This window comes from Umezawaea sp., from assembly GCF_036375055.1.
GTDB lineage: Bacteria > Actinomycetota > Actinomycetes > Mycobacteriales > Pseudonocardiaceae > Umezawaea.
Map to the genome: position 1 here is coordinate 1 of NZ_DASUSQ010000162.1, position 17,152 is coordinate 17,152.

A 17,152-nucleotide genomic window follows, 5' to 3' on the forward strand; every position below is an offset into this window, starting at 1 on the left:
CCGCAGACCAGGGTGGTCGTCTACCAGCCCGACGACCACATCACCGGGGAACGGCTGGAAGAACTCACCAGGCGGATCACCGCGGGCCACGTCGACGGGCCTGCGAAGGTGCGACACCTGCGGTCGCTGTCCTGAATCCGCTCCTCGACTCCTGCCGTGCGATCACGGCGGCAGGCAGCAGGTGCACCCGGTCCGCCGCTCTCAGGCGTGTCCGGTCAGGGCGTCCGCCCCGTCAGCGCGAGCAGCCGCGTCTGCGGGTCGGCGGCGTCCGGGACGGCCACGGCCGGTCCGAACAGCCCGGCCGCCCGCCACTCCTCGGCGTTCGGCGAGACGTGCTCCAGCACCGCCCTGGCCAGGCCGGGGTTGATCCGCTCGTCCGCGCCGACGGCTCGGGCGAGGTCCCACGAGTGCACGGCCAGGTCGGTCGTCATCTGCCAGCCGTACTCCACGGCGGTGCTCTTGCCGCTGCTCAGGTGCACCGGCCGCTGGAGCGCCTTCGGCGTGATCCACGCCTCGCGCGCGGCGGCGGCGGCGAGCACCCAGGAGTGCAGCGGGTCGCTCCCGAGGTTGTCGTGGTCGAACCGGTCGCCCACCTGCTCGACCGTGCACCCGGCCAGCAGTTCGGGTGCCCACAGCTGCTCCTGGACCAGGTGGCCCACGAGGTCTCTGACCGACCACTTCTCGCACGGCGTGCCGAGCGCCCAGTGTTCCGGACGCACCCGCCGCACCCGTCGGTCGAACTCGGTGATGGCCAGCCCGTGTGCCTCGATCAGATCCACGTGACGAGTGCACCAAAGGATTTCGGGGTACGCACCTCGAAGAAGTGGCCTGGGCCACATGGTGGACCGCCGGTTTCGGCCGGTGCACCCGTACGGCCTAATCTGCGTGGTCGGCACGTCGACGTGCCGACACGACGTGAGGAGATGAGCTTTGAGCGCCACCAGCGCGGCCGAGGCACCGCGGCGCGGGTTCCTCGGACACCCCAGAGGACTGAGCACGCTCTTCTTCACGGAGCTCTGGGAGCGGTTCTCCTACTACGGCATGAAGGCGATCCTCGCCTACTACCTGTACTACTCGGTGTCCGAGGGCGGGCTGGGCGTCGACAAGGGCGCCGCGCTGTCGCTCGTCGCCATCTACGGCTCGTCGGTGTACATGTCCGGCGTCGCGGGCGGGTGGCTCGCAGACCGCGTGCTCGGCAGCCAGCGGGCCGTGCTGCACGGCGGCGTGCTGATCATGCTCGGGCACGTCGCGCTCGCGGTGCCGATCGGTCTGGCGGGCGTCTACCTCGGCCTGGTCCTGATCGTGCTCGGCACCGGGCTGCTGAAGCCGAACGTGTCGAACATCGTCGGCGACCTCTACGGCGAGCACGACCCGAGGCGGGACGCGGGTTTCTCGATCTTCTACACGGGCGTCAACCTCGGCGCGTTCATCGCCCCGCTGGTCTGCGGCTTCCTCGGCCAGCAGGTCAACTGGCACCTCGGGTTCGGCGCCGCCGCCGTCGGCATGGCGTTCGGCCTCGTGCAGTACCAGGTGGGCCGCAAGCACCTCGGCGAGGCGAGCGACCGCCCCGCCAACCCGCTGCCCGACGCCGACCGCGCCCGCGTCCTGGGTCGGATCACCGCGGTCTCGCTCGGCGTGGTCGCCGTGCTCGGGGTGCTGATCGCGACGGGCCTGCTGTCCGGCGAGGGCGTCGTCAACCTGCTCAGCGTCGTGTCCGTCGTCCTGCCGGTCGTCTACTTCACCGTGATGATGCGCAGCCCCAGGACCACCCCGGTCGAGCGCACCCGGCTCGTCGCCTACATCCCGCTGTTCATCGCCGCGGTCATCTTCTGGCTGCTCTACGAGCAGGCCGCCACGGTGATCGCGGCCTTCGCCGACACGAGCGTCCGGAACAGCATCTTCGGCATCGAGTTCCCGCCGTCGTTCTTCCAGTCGATCAACCCGGTGATGATCATCGTGTTCGCGCCGCTGTTCGCGCTGCTGTGGATGAGGCTGGGCACGCGGCAGCCCGCGACGCCGCGCAAGTTCAGCGGCGGTCTGCTGTTCGTCGGGCTCTCGTTCCTCGTCGCGATGGCGGCGAGCCAGGCGGGCGGACCGGACGACGAGGTGTCGCCCCTGTGGCTCGTGCTGGTGTTCTTCGTGATGACCTGCGGTGAGCTGCTCCTGTCCCCGGTCGGCCTCTCGGTGACCACCAAACTGGCCCCGCGCGCGTTCGCGGCGCAGACGATGGGCCTGTTCTTCCTGTCCAGCGCCGCGGGCCAGGGCATCGGGGCGCAGGTGGTGAAGCTCTACAGCGACGACGCGGCGGTGGCGTACTTCGGGATCCTCGGCGCGGTCGCCATGGGGCTCGGCGTGCTGCTGCTCGTGTTCTCACCGAAGATCAGGGAACTGATGCGCGGCGTCGACTGAGGCGGGGAAGAAATCGCGGAGGCCCGCCGCGGCGGCGGTGCGGCGGGTCGTCCGCTTCACTCCAGAATGCCCTACTCCGTGGAGCGCCGAGCCTTTATCGCCCTGAACGGGTGGGTGACGTCAATTCTTGTCGACGGCGAGTGATCGCTGTGGCACTCCCACGTTCACCGGGAAGTGCAGAGCACCCCTGATGGTGGGGGAAGGGCGTCGGGACATCGGCCCCGCCGCCCGCAGTCCGGGGAACCGGCGGAACAGCCCGCGCACCGCCGCGGCGGCCTCCATGCGGGCCAGGTTCGCGCCGAGGCAGTAGTGGATGCCCGACGAGAACGCCAGGTGCTTGCCGAGGTCCTCGCGGTCGGGGTCGAACCGGTGCGGGTCGGTGAACACCTTCGGGTCGCGGTTCGCCGCCGCCAGGATCATCATCACCGGCTGCCCGGCGGACATCCGCCGCCCCAGGAGTTCCACCGGCTCCAGCGGCACGCGCGCGACGTACTGCACCGGCGGGTCCCACCGCAGCGCCTCCTCGACCACGCGGTCGGCGTAGGACGGGTCGGCCAGCAGCTTCTCCCGCACCCCTGGGTGCCCGAGGACGGCGTTGGCCGCCGTGCCGATGAGGTTCACCGTCGTCTCGAAACCCGCCACGAGCAGCAGTTCGGTGGTGGCGATCAGGTCGTCCAGCGCGAGGTCGTCGTGCGCGACCAGTTCGCTGACGATGTCGTCGCCCGGCTCGCGCCTGCGGTGCTCGACCAGCCCGCCGAGGAACTCGTCGAACTCGCGCAGCGTGTCCTGGAGCAGCCGCAGCTCCCGCGTGTCCCGCACGCCGTCGATGGAGCTGACCAGCGCCGTGCCCCAGCGGATGAAGCTCTCGTGGTCGCTCGACGGCACGCCGAGCAGGTCGGCGATCACCTGGACCGGCACGCGCTTGGCGAAGTCGTCGACCAGGTCGAACGTGCCCTTCGCCTCCGCGCGGTCGAGGAAGTCCTCGATGACGCGCTCGATCGCGGGCATCTGCTGCCGCAGCGCGCGGGGCGTGAACCAGCCGCCGACGTACTTGCGCAGCCGCGTGTGGTCGGGCGGGTTGCGCATGAGGAACGAGGTCTTCAACGGGTTCACCAGCACGCGGCCGTCCGCGGTGTAGGCCGTCTCGTCGATCATCGACATGTCCGACGGCGAGAGGATGCCCCACCGGGGGTCGCGCAGCACCTCGCTCGCGATGGAGTGCTCGGCCGTCATCAGCAGCCCGAGCCTGGTGGGCACCAGTTCACCCTTGGCGCGCACCGATTCGTACAGCGGGTACGGGTCCTTCTTGGAGGACTTCCGGAACAGCTTCGCGCCCGGATCGCCCAGCGCGCCGTAGACGGCCACCATCCCGCGCCCCAGTGCGAGGATCGCGGTGTTCTTCAGTTGAGACGGCATGCGTCCACGGTGACGCCAACGCGAAGAGTGTTCAAGTACCTCGGCGCGCGGGTTCCCGCCGAGCCGCCTCCCGGACCTGGAACACCTTCCGCACGCCGTCGGGGATCGCGGTGTGCCGCAGTTCCAGCGTGCCGACGGCGACGTACCGGTTCCACCCGGTCGCGACGGGAACGCCGTCCACGTCGACGTCGAAGCCGAGCGTCACCGACGTGGTGCCCATCGACCTCACCCGCACGCCGATCTTGAGCAGGTCGTCGAACCGCGCCGAGCCGGTGAGGCGCAGGGACGCCTCCTCGACGACGAACTCGACGCCGGTGCGCTCCAGCTCCTTGTAGGAGCCCAGCAGCGAGCGCAGGGTCTCGACCATCGCGGCCTCGAAGAAGACGGGGTACCGGGAGCTGTGCACCACACCCCGGTGGTCGCAGTCGGCCGGGCGCACCCGCACCCGGTGGACGTGGGCAGGGCGAGCAGGAGCCATGACTCGGATACTGGCCGATCCCCACCCGTTGGCCAAGCACGGTTCCGTCACGGTCGGTGTCCGTCCGGTCGCGGTGCTTGACGACGGTGGCTCAGCCGCGCAAGACTCTCGGCTACTAAGAAGATTGGTGGACAAGAGGTGATCGTGGTGACCCAGCCGGTGCTCCGGGTGTCGGACCAGGAGCGGGAACAGGCCGTCGTGGTGCTGAACCAGGCCGTCGCCGAAGGGCGGCTGACGTGGGAGGAGCACTTCGACCGCGTCCAGGCCGTCTACGCCGCGCAGGTCTCCACCGATCTCGCCCCGGTGCTCGCCGACCTCGCCGTGACCGCCGCGCCGCAACGGGTCCACGCCGTGGCCAGCAAGATCCACAGCGCTCCGGTGTCCCGGCGCGTCGAGGCGCGGGCGACGTTCGGCGCCGTCGTGCTCGACCTGTCCGGCCTGCCCGCGGGGGAGCGGGTCGAGGTCGAGGCGTCGTCGTTCTGCGGCAAGGTCACCGTGCTGGTGTCCGAGGCGGCCGTGGTGCTCGACGGCGGCACGGCCCGGTTCGGCAAGCGCGCCCTGCCCGGCGCGCCGACGGCGGCGGGCGGCCCGGTCATCACCGTCACCGGCAGGTCCACGCTCGGCAACCTCAGGGTCGTGCGCCCCGACTCGCACTGGGCGCGGTACGCCGTGAACTAGCCGCGAACCCCAGGACGGCGGCGGCGACCTGCGTCGCCGCCGCCAGCAGGAACACCGCCGCCGGGTCGTGCAGCCCGCCGCCGACGGCAGCGCCCACGGCGAACGCGCCGATCTTCAGGCTGGCCCCGGTGGTCGACACCTGGCCGAGCAGCGTCGGCGGGGTGTACCGCTGGCGGGCGGTGATGATCGACGTCAGCGTCGGCCCCTGCGCGAGCCCCACGAGCACGCCGAGGCCCAGCAGCACCCCGAAGCCCGGCGCGAGCGGCCACGTCGCCAGCGCCACCCCGGACGCCGCCACCGTCGCGAACACCACCTGCTCCGGCCTCCAGCGGGGCAGGTGGCGGCGCAGCGACAGCAGGCTCACCACGCACCCGACCTCCATCGCCGCCCACACGAACCCGGCCGCGCCCCCTGGGTGCCCGAGCGCCGCGACGTGCACCGGGAGCGCGGTCGCCAGCAGTCCGATCGCGCCGTGGCCGAGGACCGTGGCCAGGGTCGCGCCGCGCAGCGGGGGCGTGGTCACCAGGTGCCGCGTCCCGTCGCGCACCGCCCGCCGCAGCGGCGGGTGCTCGACGGCCTCGTGCGGCGGCACCCCCAGCCCCAGCGCGCACAGCCCCGCCACGAGCGCCAGGACGCCGATGACCACCACCGGGCCGTCCCCGCCGACCACGGCGGCCAGCACCCCCGTCAGCGCGGGTCCGCCGAGCGCGGCGGCGTTGAACAGCAGCGCGTCCGCCGCCGTCGCGCGCGGCAGGTCGGTGGCCAGCCTCGGCAGCAGGCTGGTGAAGCCGCCGCTGGTCATCGGCAGCGTGATCCCGGCCAGGAACGCGAGCCCCAGCACCACGGCCGACGGCGCCCCGCCTGCCGCCACGAGCAGCGCGGCCGTCGTCGCGGCGAGCAGGAACTGGTTGCCCGCCAACGCGATCAGCGGCCTGCGGGTGCGGTCCAGCCACGCGCCGAGCAGCGGGCCGGACACGATCGACGGCACCGTGTACGCGGCCACCGCGGCACCCGCCAGCACCTGGCTGCCGGTGCGCGCCAACACGAACAGCACCAGCGCGAGCCCCACCATCTCGTCCGCCAACCGGGCCAGGCCGGCGGACAGCAGGTACACGCGCACCCGATCACCCTAGTGCGGCGCTGATCACGGACGGTCGAAGCGCTTAGCCATTTCGAGTACGTACCGCACCTGAGCGGTGACTTCACGTGTACCGCGTTTTACGGTGATCACATGACTGAGTACACCGACGAGGAACGCCAGACGCTCCGCATCGCGGTCTACGGTGCGGCACTGCTGGTGTCCAACGCCGATCCGGGTTCCATGGAGGTGGAGGGTTCCGCGAGCGCCAAGGCGATCAAGGAGCTTTCCCCGGAGTTGCAGGAAGCGCTCGGGACCGAGTTCCCCAAGCTCCCCAGGGGTCCCGTCTCGCAGATCGAGGACGCGGTGCTGTCCGCGCTGAGCGAGTCGATGGCGATCCTCAGGGCGAAGGCGCCCAGGGTCGGCCGCACGTTCCCGTCGGCGGTGGTGTCGGTGTGCGACGCGGCGGCGTCGGCCGACGGCAGCGTGTCGCGGGTCGAGAGCGCGGCCATCACCAAGGTCAAGGCCGCGCTCGCGGTCTGAGCCGGTCAGGGGGTGCGTCGCCTGCGGCGCACCGTCTCCTCCACCAGGTCGAGCACCGGCCCGAGGTCGTCGGCGGGCAGGCCCATCGCGAGGTGGGAGACGAGGCCTTCGAGCACGAGTTCGAGGAAGCTGGTGAGGACGTCGACGTCCACGTCGTCGCGCAGGTTCCCCGCTTCCCGCTGGCGCAGCAGGCGTTCACGGGTCGCGCGGGTGAGCTGCGACGAGCGCTCCGCCCAGCGGGCGCGGAACTCCGGGTCGGTGCGGAGTCGTCGCGACACCTCCAGGCGGGTGCCGAGCCAGTCGGCCGGGTGGTCCTCCGTGGACGGTTCCTGGACCATCAGGAGGTCCCGCATCACCTGCACGAGCCCCTGCGCCGCCACCACGTCCGCCATCCGGAGCGCGTCGTCCTCCGCCAGGGCGAGGAACAGCGACTCCTTGTCCCGGAAGTGGTGGAAGATCGCCCCGCGGGACAGGCCGGTAGCCTCCTCCAGCCGCCTCACCGTCGCGCCCTCGTAGCCGTAGCGCGCGAAGCAGGCGCGTGCTCCGTCGAGGATCTGGCGGCGACGGGCGTCGAGATGGTCCTGGCTGACCCTGGGCATCTCGCGATGGTCCCAGCACCGACTGCGGAAATCCAATCCGTACGTACGGATTGTGACGCTGCGGCCCCGCCCATCCACGTGATCCTTTGGGGTGGATTAGCGGCGTCGAAGTCGAACACCCAGGTCAGACCGCAATATCGTCACCAACCGTGGATGCACCTGGAGACTTTCGGCCGTCAGCCGCCCGCACGCGTGAGCCGGGCGACGAGGCGCGGGCCGTCCGGACGCGGCGCTGGCTGGACCCGGCCGCGCTCGCCGAGGGGCTCGGCTGGTCGACGGCCGCGCCGTCGACGCCGGGGGCGGGCTCCAGGGGCGCGGCCGTGGTCGACCTCATCGGACTGATCGGCTCCTGCCGGGGCGACGGGGCGTCGCTGGACCGCACCCCCACCACCGCGGGCGAGCCGGGGTACACCGTCCGGACCCGCCTCGACGGCGTCCGGGCGCTGGTCGCCGACGAGCGCAGGGCCGCGGCCGTGGTGGCCTACGAGGCGATGCGCGTCCCCGGTCTCCTCCAGACCGGGGACTACGCACGGGCGATCACCCGGTCCGGCGGCGAGTCCGCCGAACCGGCGGTGAGCGCCCGGACGGAGCGCCAGGAGGTCCTGCGGGGATCCGGGCCGCCGCGGGCGAGGTTCTTCCTCCACGAGGCCGCGCTGCACAACGGGGTCGGCGACCGGCGGGTCATGGCCGCCCAACTGCTGCGACTCGTCCTGCTGGGCGAGCGGGACCACGTCGAGATCCGGCTGGTGCCGTTCCGGGTCGGCAACCGGGACTGGATGACCAACCCCTTCCGGCTCGTGGAGTTCGAGGACGGCGAGCCGGTGGTCCACGCGGCGGGCCTCACCTTCAGCGTCCGGTCCGGGCGTCCCGACGTGGTCGAGCGGCACCTGCGCGTGATCGGCGACCTGCACCGCCTGGCGCTGGACGCGGGGGAGTCGCGGTCGGAGTTCGTCCGCTGGGCCGACCACTACGAGCGGTCGCGGGCCTGACCCGCGCGAGTGCGGTGGACGGCGTTCCCGGCTCCCGCGGGAGGAGCGCTAACGTCGAGCACGTGGAGGATCGGGTTCGTGCTGCGCTGTCCGGCCTGCCCGGTGTGGCCCTGGCGCTCGGCGGGTCGAGGGCTCGGGGCAACGCGAGCCCGGACTCCGACTACGACATCGGCCTGTACTACGAGTCGCCGCCGGACTTCGACGCGATCCTCGCCGCGGTGGCCGGGCTCGGCGAGGTCATCGGCTTCGGCCGGTACGGCGAGTGGGGTCCGTGGATCAACGGCGGCGTCTGGGCCGGGGTCGACGGCGTCAAGGTCGACGTCCTGCTGCGCGACGCCCGCCGGGTCCGCGAGGTGGTCCTGGAGTGCGCGGCGGGCAGACCGGAGATCCACCACCAGGTCGGCCACCCGCACGGGTTCGTCACGGCGATCTACGCGGGCGAGGTGGCGCAGTGCGTGCCGCTGCACGACCCGCACGGGCTGCTCGCCGACCTGCGCGCGCTGACCGACCCGTACCCCGAGCCGCTGGCCGAGGCGTTGATCAGCCGGTTCGGCTGGGAGGTCGACTTCGCCCTGGACACGGCCGAGTCGGCGGCCGGGCGGGGCGACACCGCCTACGTGACGGGCTGCGTCTACCGGGCCGTCGCGTGCCTCACGCAGGTGCTGTTCGCGCGGGAGCGGCGCTACCTGACCAACGAGAAGGGGTCGGTGCGGCTGGCGGGCGAGTTCGCACCGGGCTACCCGGAGGCCGTCGAGCGGGCGCTGGGTCACCTCGCGGGCGACCTGCCCGCCGCGCTGCGCTCGACGCGCGCGCTCGCCCGCGACCACCTACGGTGAAAGCAACCGCTTTCCATCAGCCTGGTGCAGACCATTGACACGCGAGGGGGCGACTGGTGTGATCCGAACAGTAAGGAAAGTTTCCTTACTTTAACGAGGATTCCTCAACCGTCGCCGCGGACGTCCCACCCCTGCTCGCGGGAGGCACTCAAGTGGTACCGAGGAACAGCGGGCGGCCCCGTGCCGCGTGCGCCATGACCGCAGCCGCGGCGACAGCGTTGGCCGCGGTGTCCCTGCCGGGGGTGGCCTCGGCCGCGCCCACCCGCTACGAGGCCGAGAACGCCGCGCTGTCGCGGGCCGTGGTGGAGTCGAACCACGCGGGCTTCTCCGGCTCCGGGTTCGTGAACCCGGACAACACCGTCGGCAGCTCGGTCGAGTTCACCGCGACGGCCGCGCAGGCCGGTCCGGCGACGCTCACCATCCGCTACGCCAACGGCACCGCGGACAACCGGCCCGCGGACGTCTCCGTGAACGGCGAGGTCGTCCAGGACGACCTGGCGTTCCCGGCGACCGGTGCGTGGACGACGTGGGCGAACCTGACGACCACGGCCCAGCTCGCGCCCGGCGCGAACAAGATCCGCATCACCTCCGCGGGCGCGACCGGCGCCGCGAACGTCGACCACCTCGACGTGGACGCCGCGGGCGTGCCCGCCTCCGACCACGAGTCCGAGCGGGCGACCATCTCGCAGGGCGTCGTCGAGTCGAACTGGGCGGGCTTCTCCGGCACCGGGTTCGTCAACTACGACAACGTGGTCGGCAGCTCGGTCGAGTACACCGCGACGGTCGTCCAGGCGGGCGCGCACGTGCTGACCTTCCGCTACGCCAACGGAACCGCGGTCGACCGGCCCCTGGCGATCAGCGCGAACGGCGGTGCCGCGACGACCGTGGCGTTCCCGCCGACCGGCGCGTGGACGACGTGGCGGACCGCCGAGGTGACCCTGCCCCTGGTCGCCGGGGTGAACGAGGTCAGGACCGCGTCCACCACCGCGGACGGCGGCCCGAACGCGGACAGGCTCGGCATCCGCTTCAGCGGCCCGGCCGACACCGAGAGGCCGCAGCCGCCCTCGGGCCTGCGCTCGACCGGCAAGTCCGCGACCACCGTGTCGCTGGCCTGGAGCGCGGGCAGCGACAACGTCGGCGTGACCGGTTACGACGTGTACCAGCACGGCCAGCTCGTCACCAGCGTCGGCAACGTCCTCCAGGCCACCGCGACCGGTCTGGTCCCGGACACCGAGTACGACTGGACGGTCTTCTCCAAGGACGCGGCGGGCAACGTCTCCGCGGCCGGCGACAACCTCCTCGTGCGGACGGACCCGGCGCCCCCGGACACCGTGGCGCCGACCGCGCCGGGAACCCTGCGCACGACCGGGAAGTCGGCCACGAGCGTCGACCTGGCGTGGACCGCGTCGACCGACGACGTCGGTGTGACCGGGTACGAGGTCTTCCGCGACGGCGTGCGGACCGGCACGGCGGACGGCACCGCGACCAGCACCACGTCGGCGGGGCTGACGGCGGGCACGGAGTACGCGTTCACCGTCAGGGCGCGCGACGCCCAGGGCAACCTCTCCGGCTCCAGCAACGAGATCAGGGCGACCCCGAGCGCGGGCGGTCCCACCGGGACACCGGACCCCGGCGCGGTCAGCACCCTCGCGAGCGGTGTCGACGTGGCGTGGGGCGTGGTGTTCCTGCCGGACGGCTCCGCGCTGTTCAGCGAGCGCGAGACGTTCACGGTCACCAGGTTGACCAAGAGCGGGCAGAAGACGTCGGCGGGCCGGATCTCCCAGGCGGTGGGGACGAACGGCGAGGGCGGCCTGCTCGGCCTGGAGGTCTCGCCGACCTTCGCCACCGACCACTGGCTGTACGTCTACCACACGGCGGCCGAGGGCAACCGCGTCGTGCGGATCAAGTACGAGAACGGCGCGCTGGTGCAGAACACGTACCAGATCCTGTTGCAGGGCATGGCGAAGAACCGCTACCACAACGGCGGACGCCTGCGCTTCGGTCCGGACGGCAAGCTCTACATCTCCTCCGGTGACGCGCAGAACAGCGCCAACGCGCAGAACAACGGCTCGCTCAACGGGAAGGTCCTGCGCATCAACCCCGACGGCTCGATCCCGTCGGACAACCCGTTCGGCAACGCCGTGTGGAGCAAGGGCCACCGCAACCCGCAGGGCCTGGACTTCGACTCGCAGGGCCGCCTGTGGGAGGCCGAGTTCGGCAACACCAGCCAGGACGAGGTCAACCTGATCACCAAGGGCGGCAACTACGGCTGGCCCAACTGCGAGGGCACCGGCGGCTCGTGCGCCGGGTTCACCGCGCCCAAGAAGGTCTGGGCGACCAGCGCGGCCTCGCCCAGCGGTCTGACGATCGTCAACGACCACGTCTTCGTGGCCACCACGGTCGGCCAGCGCGTCTACCGCATGACCATCGACGGCGGTGGCGACCTCGTCGACCAGAAGACGTACTTCCAGGGCACCTACGACCGGCTGCGCACGGTCGAGGTCGACCCCGACGGCGACGTCTGGCTGACCACCACGACCGACAAGGACGGTGTGCCGGACAACGACCGCGTGCTGCTGGTCGACATCGTCTACGCGGGTGGGCGGAACGGGGCCACGACCGCCCGCTGACCACCGCTCGACGCGCTCGACGCGCTCGACGCGCTCGACGCGGTGGACGGGTGGGGTGCTCCTGTTCCGGGAGCACCCCACCCGTCCATGGAGGACGGTCCACGTGGACCGCTCGTCAGGCCAGGGAGACCGCGATCTCCTCCAGCAGGTCGAGGCCCTTCTGCATCCCCGACTCCATCCCGGAGTCGATGTGGGCGTCCCGCCCCTCCCTCGTCCGGTGCTCCACCAGGACCCTCAGGGTGGTCCGGCCGCCCTCCTCCTCGAAGTCGTACGTGCACAGCGCGGCGTTCTCGTCCGGGTCGGGGATGCCCTCGTAGGCCTCCGTGCACACGAGCCGCTCGTTCGCCACGACCTCGCGGTACTCGCCGTGGAACGCGACCTCGTACCCCTCGGGCGTCACGAGCGCGTACCGCCACGCGCCGCCGACGCGCAGGTCCACCTCGGCCACGGTCACCTCGCCGTGCCCGCCGCTCCACCAGCGCTTGATCAGCTCCGGCTCGGTCCAGGCCCGGAACACCAGGTGCCTGGGCGCGTTGAACTCGCGCGTGATCAGGATCCGCGTGTCGCTGGGGAGCGTGACCACCGCGGTGCCCGTCGTCGTTCCCGTCATCGTTCGTCCTCCTCGGACTTGAGTTCTTCCAGCACGTCGTCGAGCGCCGCGAAGCGCTCCTCCCACGAGCGCTCGTAGTTCTTGACCCAGTCGTGGATGGGTTTGAGCGGAGCCGCGTTGAGGCGGTACAGCCGCTGCCGTCCGGAGTCGCGCACCTCCACCAGGCCCACCTCCCTGAGCACCCGCAGGTGTTTGGACACCAGCGGCTGCGCCAGGCCGAGCAGGTCGACGAGGTCGTTGACCGCGCGTTCGCCGCGGGCGAGCAGGTCGAGGATCTGCCGCCTGCGGGGCTCCGCGACCGCGTTGAAGGCGTCCGCCGTGGTGGGTGCTCGTGCCATGGGACAAAACATATACCCATATGGGGATATGTCAAGGGGGGAATGAACGAGGGGTGTCCCGTCGTCCCTGATCCGTGAGGTGTCCGCCCTTTTGCGACGCGTGCGGCTGTCGGTGCTGCCGTGTAGCGTCGAAAACCGACGAATGATCACGGGGAGTGTCGGAAGTGACTGCTGTGCGTAACGTCTCGGCTCCGGGGCCCGGCCCCGAGGTGTTCCGGGACCGTGCGGAGGCCGAGGCGTACGTCGCGTCGGTGTGCTTCAAGCACGGGCCACCACGCCTGTTCGGCGTCGAAATCGAATGGACCGTCCACCACCGAGAAGACCCGACCCGACAGCTCGACGCGGCCGTCCTCGCCGCGGCGCTGGGGCGGCACGCACCACCCACCCTCGTCCCGGACAGCCCGCAGCGGCCACTGCCCAGCGGCACCCCGCTCACCGTCGAACCCGGTGGGCAGGTCGAGATCTCCACCCCACCGCGCGGTTCGCTCACGGAACTGCTGAAGACCGTGGGGGAGGACGTCACCCAACTCCGAGCACTCCTCGCCTCCGCCGACCTGGTGCTGGGCGGCCGGGGCGCCGACCCGTTCCGCCCGCCGACGCGGATGCTGCGCGTGCCGAGGTACGCGGCCATGGAGCACGCCTTCAGCTCGATCGGCCCCGAGGGCATCACGATGATGTGCAGCACGGCCGGGCTCCAGGTGTGCCTGGACTTCGGGCTGCGGGAGCACCTGAACGCGCGCTGGGCCGCCGTGCACGCGCTCGGCCCGGTGCTGAACGCCCTGTTCGCGAACTCGCCCGGTGTGAACGGGCGGAGACCGGACTGGGCGTCTGCGCGGATGCGCACGCTGTACGGCACGGACCCGGTGCGCACGAGACCCGCCGCGGCGAGCTGCGCCGACCCGGCCGGGGCGTGGGCCCGGCGGGTCCTGGACACGCCGGTGATCGTGGTCCGCCGCCCCGGCCCGGATTGGATCCCCCCGCACCGGGCGACCTTCGCGGAGTGGATCGACGGCGCGTTCGACCGCGCCCCCACCCGCGCCGACCTGGACTACCACCTGTCGCTCCAGTTCCCGCCGGTCCGGCCGCGCGGGTACATGGAGGTGCGCTACCTCGACACCCCGCCGGAAGGGCGGTGGATCCCCCCGGTGGTGCTGATGGCCGCCCTGTTCAGCGCTCCGTCCGTCGTGGACGAGGTGCTGGCCGCGACGGAACCCGCCGCGGGCCGGTGGCTGTCGGCCGCCCGCCACGGGCTCGCCGACCCGCTCGTGGGCGAGGCCGCCCGCGCCGTGGTCGACATCGGCTGCCGGGCGCTGGAGCGCACCGACCTGTCCATCGGGCAGAACGCCGCCGTCGCCGAGGAACTGCACCGCACACTCGCCGAGAAGTCCGGAGGGGCCACGCCATGACCAGCATCGACGACCTCGGCACCGACCGCCTCCGCGAGCACGTGGCCGCGCAGCTCGAACGGTCGCGCGCCCGCAGCACCGCGTTGACCGACGCGGTGGACGAGCACGACCTCGTGCGGCAGCACTCGAAGCTGATGTCCCCGCTGGTGTGGGACTTCGCGCACATCGGCAACCAGGAAGAGCTGTGGCTCGTGCGCGACGTCGGCGGCCGGGAACCGGTGCGCAGCGACATCGACGAGCTGTACGACGCGTTCAAGCACTCCCGCGCCTCCCGCCCCGAGCTGCCGCTGCTCACCCCCGCCGAGGCCAGGCAGTACGTCGGCGAGGTGCGGAACAAGGTGTTCGACGTGCTGGAGACGGCGAGGTTCGAGGGGCGCAGGCTGCTCGACGGCGGGTTCGCGTTCGGCATGATCGTGCAGCACGAGCAGCAGCACGACGAGACGATGCTGGCCACGCACCAGCTCCGCGTCGGAGCCCCGGTGCTGGACGCGCCACCGCCGCCACCCGGCTCCCCGCTGCCCGCCGAGGAGGTCCTGGTGCCCGGTGGCCACTTCACCATGGGCACGTCGACCGAGGCGTGGGCGCTGGACAACGAGCGGCCCGCGCACCAGGCGCGCACCGACCCGTTCTTCATCGACACCGCACCCGTCACGAACGCCCGGTACGCGGAGTTCATCGACGCGGGCGGGTACTCCGACGAGCGCTGGTGGAGCGAGGCGGGCTGGGCGCACGTGCGGCACGCGAAGCTGGTCGCGCCCCGGTTCTGGGAGCGGGTCGGCTCGGAGTGGTACCGCGACCGGTTCGGCGTCGTCGCGCCGGTCGTGCCGGACGAGCCCGTGGTGCACGTGAGCTTCCACGAGGCCGAGGCGTACGCGAGGTGGGTGGGCAAGCGCCTCCCGACCGAGGTCGAGTGGGAGAAGGCCGCCCGCTTCGACCCGGCGACCGGCCGTTCGCGCCGCTACCCGTGGGGCGACGAGGAGCCGACCGAGCGGCACGCCAACCTGGGCCAGCGGCACCTCCAGCCCGCGCCCGTCGGCGCGTACCCGGCCGGGGCGTCGCCGCTGGGCGTGCACCAGCTCATCGGCGACGTGTGGGAGTGGACCAGTTCCGACTTCCACGGCTACGCCGGGTTCGAGGTGTTCCCGTACGCCGAGTACTCCCAGGTCTTCTTCGGCCCGGAGTACAAGGTGCTGCGCGGCGGCTCGTTCGGCGCCGACCCGGCGGCGGTGCGGTCGACGTTCCGCAACTGGGACTACCCGATCCGGCGGCAGATCTTCGCCGGGTTCCGATGTGCGCGCGACGCGGAGGCGGCCGAGCTGAGCTGACGTGTGCCGCCACCTGGGCTACCTGGGCACCGCCGTGCCCGTGGCATCGCTGATCGCCGACCCGCCGCACTCGCTGGTGCACCAGTCGTACGCACCGGCGGACATGCGGGGCGGGGGGTCGGTCAACGTCGACGGGTTCGGCGTCGGCTGGTACCCCGCTCCGGGCTCGGCCGCGGTCCGCTACCGGCGGACCGGGCCGATCTGGGCGGACGCCAACCTGGAGGCCGTGACGCGCGCGAGCACGTCCGGCGCCGTGCTGGCCGCCGTGCGCAGCGGCACCGTCGGGATGCCGCTCGTGGAGACGGCGTGCGCGCCGTTCACCGACGGGCGGTGGCTGTTCAGCCACAACGGCCGGATCGCCGACTGGCCCGGCTCCGTCGCCGACCTCGCGAAGGCGCTGCCGGTGACCGACCTGCTGACCCTCGACGCCCCCACCGACTCCGCGCTGCTGTGGGCACTGGTCCGCACGCGGCTCGCGGCCGGTGACCACCCGGCCGCCGCACTGGCGGCCGTGGTGTCCGACGTGGCCGCGACCGCACCCGGTTCGCGGCTGAACCTCTTGCTCACCAACGGAACCGTGCTCGTCGGCACGACCTGGACGCACTCCCTGTGGGTCCTCTCCACCCCCGATTCGGTCGCGCTCGCGTCCGAGCCGTGGGACGCCGACGAGCGCTGGCGGGAGATCCCCGACGGTTCCGTCGTCGCGGTGAGCGCCCATCCGTCCACCGTGGACATCCGGCCGATCGGCCCACGAGGCAGAACAGGAAACCCATGACAGAGCCAGTGGTGGACGTGCACCTGACACCCGAGGACGCGGCCCGCGCGCTGCGCGCGGAGGCCAGGGCCGGGCTGACGGCGACCCCCAAGTGGGTGTCGCCCAAGTGGTTCTACGACGCGGTCGGCAGCGAGCTGTTCACCGACATCACCCGGCTGCCCGAGTACTACCCGACGCGGGCCGAGCGGGAGATCCTCATCGCCCGGTCCAGCGAGATCGCGGACGCGACCGGCGCGCACTCCCTGGTGGAGCTGGGCTCCGGCTCGTCGGAGAAGACCCGGCTGCTGCTGGACGCGCTGCGCGACCACGGGACGCTGCGGGAGTTCGTGCCGCTCGACGTGTCGACGACCGCGCTCACCGAGGCCGCGAACGCGATCCTGGCCGACTACCCCGGCCTGCGGGTGCACGGCGTCGTCGGCGACTTCACCGAGCACCTGGCGGGGTTGCCCGGTGACGCGCCCCGCGTGGTCGCGTTCCTCGGCGGCACGATCGGCAACCTCATCCCCGAGGAGCGGCGGAAGTTCTTCTCGGCGGTCCGCGCCGTGCTCGGCGCGGGGGAGTGGCTGCTGCTCGGCACGGACCTGGTCAAGGACCCCGCCGTGCTGGTCAGGGCGTACGACGACGCGCAGGGCGTGACGGCGGAGTTCAACCGCAACGTGCTGCGGGTGATCAACCGCGAGCTGGGCGGCGACTTCGACGTCTCCGCGTTCGAGCACGTGGCCCTGTGGAACGCCGAGCAGGAGTGGATCGAGATGCGCCTGCGCGCCACCCGCGCGGTCACGGTGCGGCTGGCCGAGCTGGACCTGGACGTCGAGTTCGCCGAGGGCGAGGAGCTGCGCACCGAGGTGTCGGCGAAGTTCCGCCCCGACGGCGTCCGGACGGAGCTGGAGGAGGCCGGGTTCGACCTGCACCGGTGGTGGACCGACTCGCAGGGGAGGTTCGCCCTCTCGTTGGCCCGAGCAGTGGGCTGAACGGGTTAGCGGTCGCTGTGCGTGGTCGAACAGGCCGGCACAGCGACCGAAACCCCCCGATCTGCGGGTGT

Annotated in this window: 17 protein-coding genes; 10 read left to right on the plus strand and 7 right to left on the minus strand. The window is 72.0% G+C overall.

Annotation, left to right across the window (positions count from 1 at the left end):
* Window positions 1-215: 215 nt before the first annotated feature.
* Window positions 216-779 (minus strand): TIGR03086 family metal-binding protein, encoded by a 564-nt coding sequence (locus VFZ92_RS38425; RefSeq protein WP_330882318.1) that lies wholly within the window; start codon window positions 777-779, stop codon window positions 216-218.
* A gap of 151 nt (window positions 780-930) precedes the next feature.
* On the opposite strand from VFZ92_RS38425, the gene VFZ92_RS38430 reads away from it, so the two are divergent.
* Window positions 931-2,409: a peptide MFS transporter gene (locus VFZ92_RS38430; protein ID WP_330882320.1), complete on the plus strand. Its 1,479-nt coding sequence runs from the start codon at window positions 931-933 to the stop codon at window positions 2,407-2,409.
* A gap of 120 nt (window positions 2,410-2,529) precedes the next feature.
* Here the strand turns inward: VFZ92_RS38430 and VFZ92_RS38435 are convergent, their stop codons facing one another.
* Together VFZ92_RS38435 and VFZ92_RS38440 are read right to left on the minus strand one after the other, a co-directional pair.
* Window positions 2,530-3,825, minus strand: a complete 1,296-nt coding sequence (locus VFZ92_RS38435) for a cytochrome P450 (RefSeq protein ID WP_330882322.1) — start codon at window positions 3,823-3,825, stop codon at window positions 2,530-2,532.
* A gap of 31 nt (window positions 3,826-3,856) precedes the next feature.
* Window positions 3,857-4,303 (minus strand): thioesterase family protein, encoded by a 447-nt coding sequence (locus tag VFZ92_RS38440; protein ID WP_330882324.1) that lies wholly within the window; start codon window positions 4,301-4,303, stop codon window positions 3,857-3,859.
* A 147-nt stretch (window positions 4,304-4,450) separates the two neighbouring features.
* Here VFZ92_RS38440 and VFZ92_RS38445 point away from each other — a divergent pair, with 147 nt between their 5' ends.
* Entirely contained in the window at window positions 4,451-4,981 is a 531-nt protein-coding gene (locus VFZ92_RS38445) for a DUF1707 domain-containing protein (protein WP_330882326.1), read from the plus strand.
* On the opposite strand, the gene VFZ92_RS38450 is transcribed toward VFZ92_RS38445, so the two are convergent.
* Window positions 4,932-6,101 (minus strand): MFS transporter, encoded by a 1,170-nt coding sequence (locus VFZ92_RS38450; protein ID WP_330882328.1) that lies wholly within the window; start codon window positions 6,099-6,101, stop codon window positions 4,932-4,934. The genes VFZ92_RS38445 and VFZ92_RS38450 overlap by 50 nt on opposite strands.
* Before the next feature lie 111 nt (window positions 6,102-6,212).
* Between VFZ92_RS38450 and VFZ92_RS38455 the strand changes: the two genes are divergently transcribed.
* A complete protein-coding gene (locus VFZ92_RS38455) occupies window positions 6,213-6,602 on the plus strand; it encodes a hypothetical protein (RefSeq protein ID WP_330882330.1) in 390 nt (129 codons plus the stop codon).
* Window positions 6,603-6,607: 5 nt separating this feature from the next.
* Here the strand turns inward: VFZ92_RS38455 and VFZ92_RS38460 are convergent, their stop codons facing one another.
* Window positions 6,608-7,201 carry a helix-turn-helix domain-containing protein gene (locus VFZ92_RS38460; RefSeq protein ID WP_330882332.1) on the minus strand — a complete coding sequence of 198 codons (594 nt, stop codon included), beginning with the start codon at window positions 7,199-7,201 and terminating at the stop codon, window positions 6,608-6,610.
* A gap of 149 nt (window positions 7,202-7,350) precedes the next feature.
* Here VFZ92_RS38460 and VFZ92_RS38465 point away from each other — a divergent pair, with 149 nt between their 5' ends.
* The 3 genes from VFZ92_RS38465 to VFZ92_RS38475 all read left to right on the plus strand — a co-directional run bounded on the left by VFZ92_RS38465 (window position 7,351) and on the right by VFZ92_RS38475 (window position 11,656).
* Window positions 7,351-8,190 carry a DUF5753 domain-containing protein gene (locus VFZ92_RS38465; RefSeq protein ID WP_330882334.1) on the plus strand — a complete coding sequence of 280 codons (840 nt, stop codon included), beginning with the start codon at window positions 7,351-7,353 and terminating at the stop codon, window positions 8,188-8,190.
* 62 nt (window positions 8,191-8,252) lie between these two features.
* Window positions 8,253-9,026, plus strand: coding sequence for a nucleotidyltransferase domain-containing protein (locus tag VFZ92_RS38470; RefSeq protein WP_330882336.1), 774 nt, complete (start codon window positions 8,253-8,255; stop codon window positions 9,024-9,026).
* A 194-nt stretch (window positions 9,027-9,220) separates the two neighbouring features.
* Entirely contained in the window at window positions 9,221-11,656 is a 2,436-nt protein-coding gene (locus VFZ92_RS38475; RefSeq protein WP_330882338.1) for a PQQ-dependent sugar dehydrogenase, read from the plus strand.
* Window positions 11,657-11,771: 115 nt separating this feature from the next.
* Here VFZ92_RS38475 and VFZ92_RS38480 read toward each other — a convergent pair whose 3' ends face one another.
* Window positions 11,772-12,266, minus strand: a complete 495-nt coding sequence (locus tag VFZ92_RS38480) for an SRPBCC family protein (RefSeq protein WP_330882340.1) — start codon at window positions 12,264-12,266, stop codon at window positions 11,772-11,774.
* A complete protein-coding gene (locus VFZ92_RS38485) occupies window positions 12,263-12,604 on the minus strand; it encodes a metalloregulator ArsR/SmtB family transcription factor (RefSeq protein WP_330882342.1) in 342 nt (113 codons plus the stop codon). The genes VFZ92_RS38480 and VFZ92_RS38485 overlap by 4 nt, the downstream gene beginning before the upstream one ends.
* Window positions 12,605-12,768: 164 nt before the next feature.
* Here VFZ92_RS38485 and VFZ92_RS38490 point away from each other — a divergent pair, with 164 nt between their 5' ends.
* Genes VFZ92_RS38490 through egtD form a run of 4 tightly spaced genes read left to right on the plus strand, consistent with a single transcriptional unit; the run spans window position 12,769 to window position 17,081 of the window.
* The gene (locus VFZ92_RS38490) at window positions 12,769-14,010 is read left to right on the plus strand and encodes a glutamate-cysteine ligase family protein (RefSeq protein ID WP_330882344.1); all 1,242 of its coding nucleotides are present in this window, start codon (window positions 12,769-12,771) and stop codon (window positions 14,008-14,010) included.
* The gene (egtB, locus tag VFZ92_RS38495; RefSeq protein ID WP_330882346.1) at window positions 14,007-15,335 is read left to right on the plus strand and encodes an ergothioneine biosynthesis protein EgtB; all 1,329 of its coding nucleotides are present in this window, start codon (window positions 14,007-14,009) and stop codon (window positions 15,333-15,335) included. Before VFZ92_RS38490 ends, egtB begins: the two co-directional genes overlap by 4 nt.
* A 1-nt stretch (window position 15,336) precedes the next feature.
* Entirely contained in the window at window positions 15,337-16,110 is a 774-nt protein-coding gene (gene egtC / locus VFZ92_RS38500) for an ergothioneine biosynthesis protein EgtC (RefSeq protein WP_330882348.1), read from the plus strand.
* Entirely contained in the window at window positions 16,107-17,081 is a 975-nt protein-coding gene (gene egtD, locus VFZ92_RS38505) for an L-histidine N(alpha)-methyltransferase (protein WP_330882351.1), read from the plus strand. The genes egtC and egtD overlap by 4 nt, the downstream gene beginning before the upstream one ends.
* Window positions 17,082-17,152 lie beyond the last annotated feature (71 nt).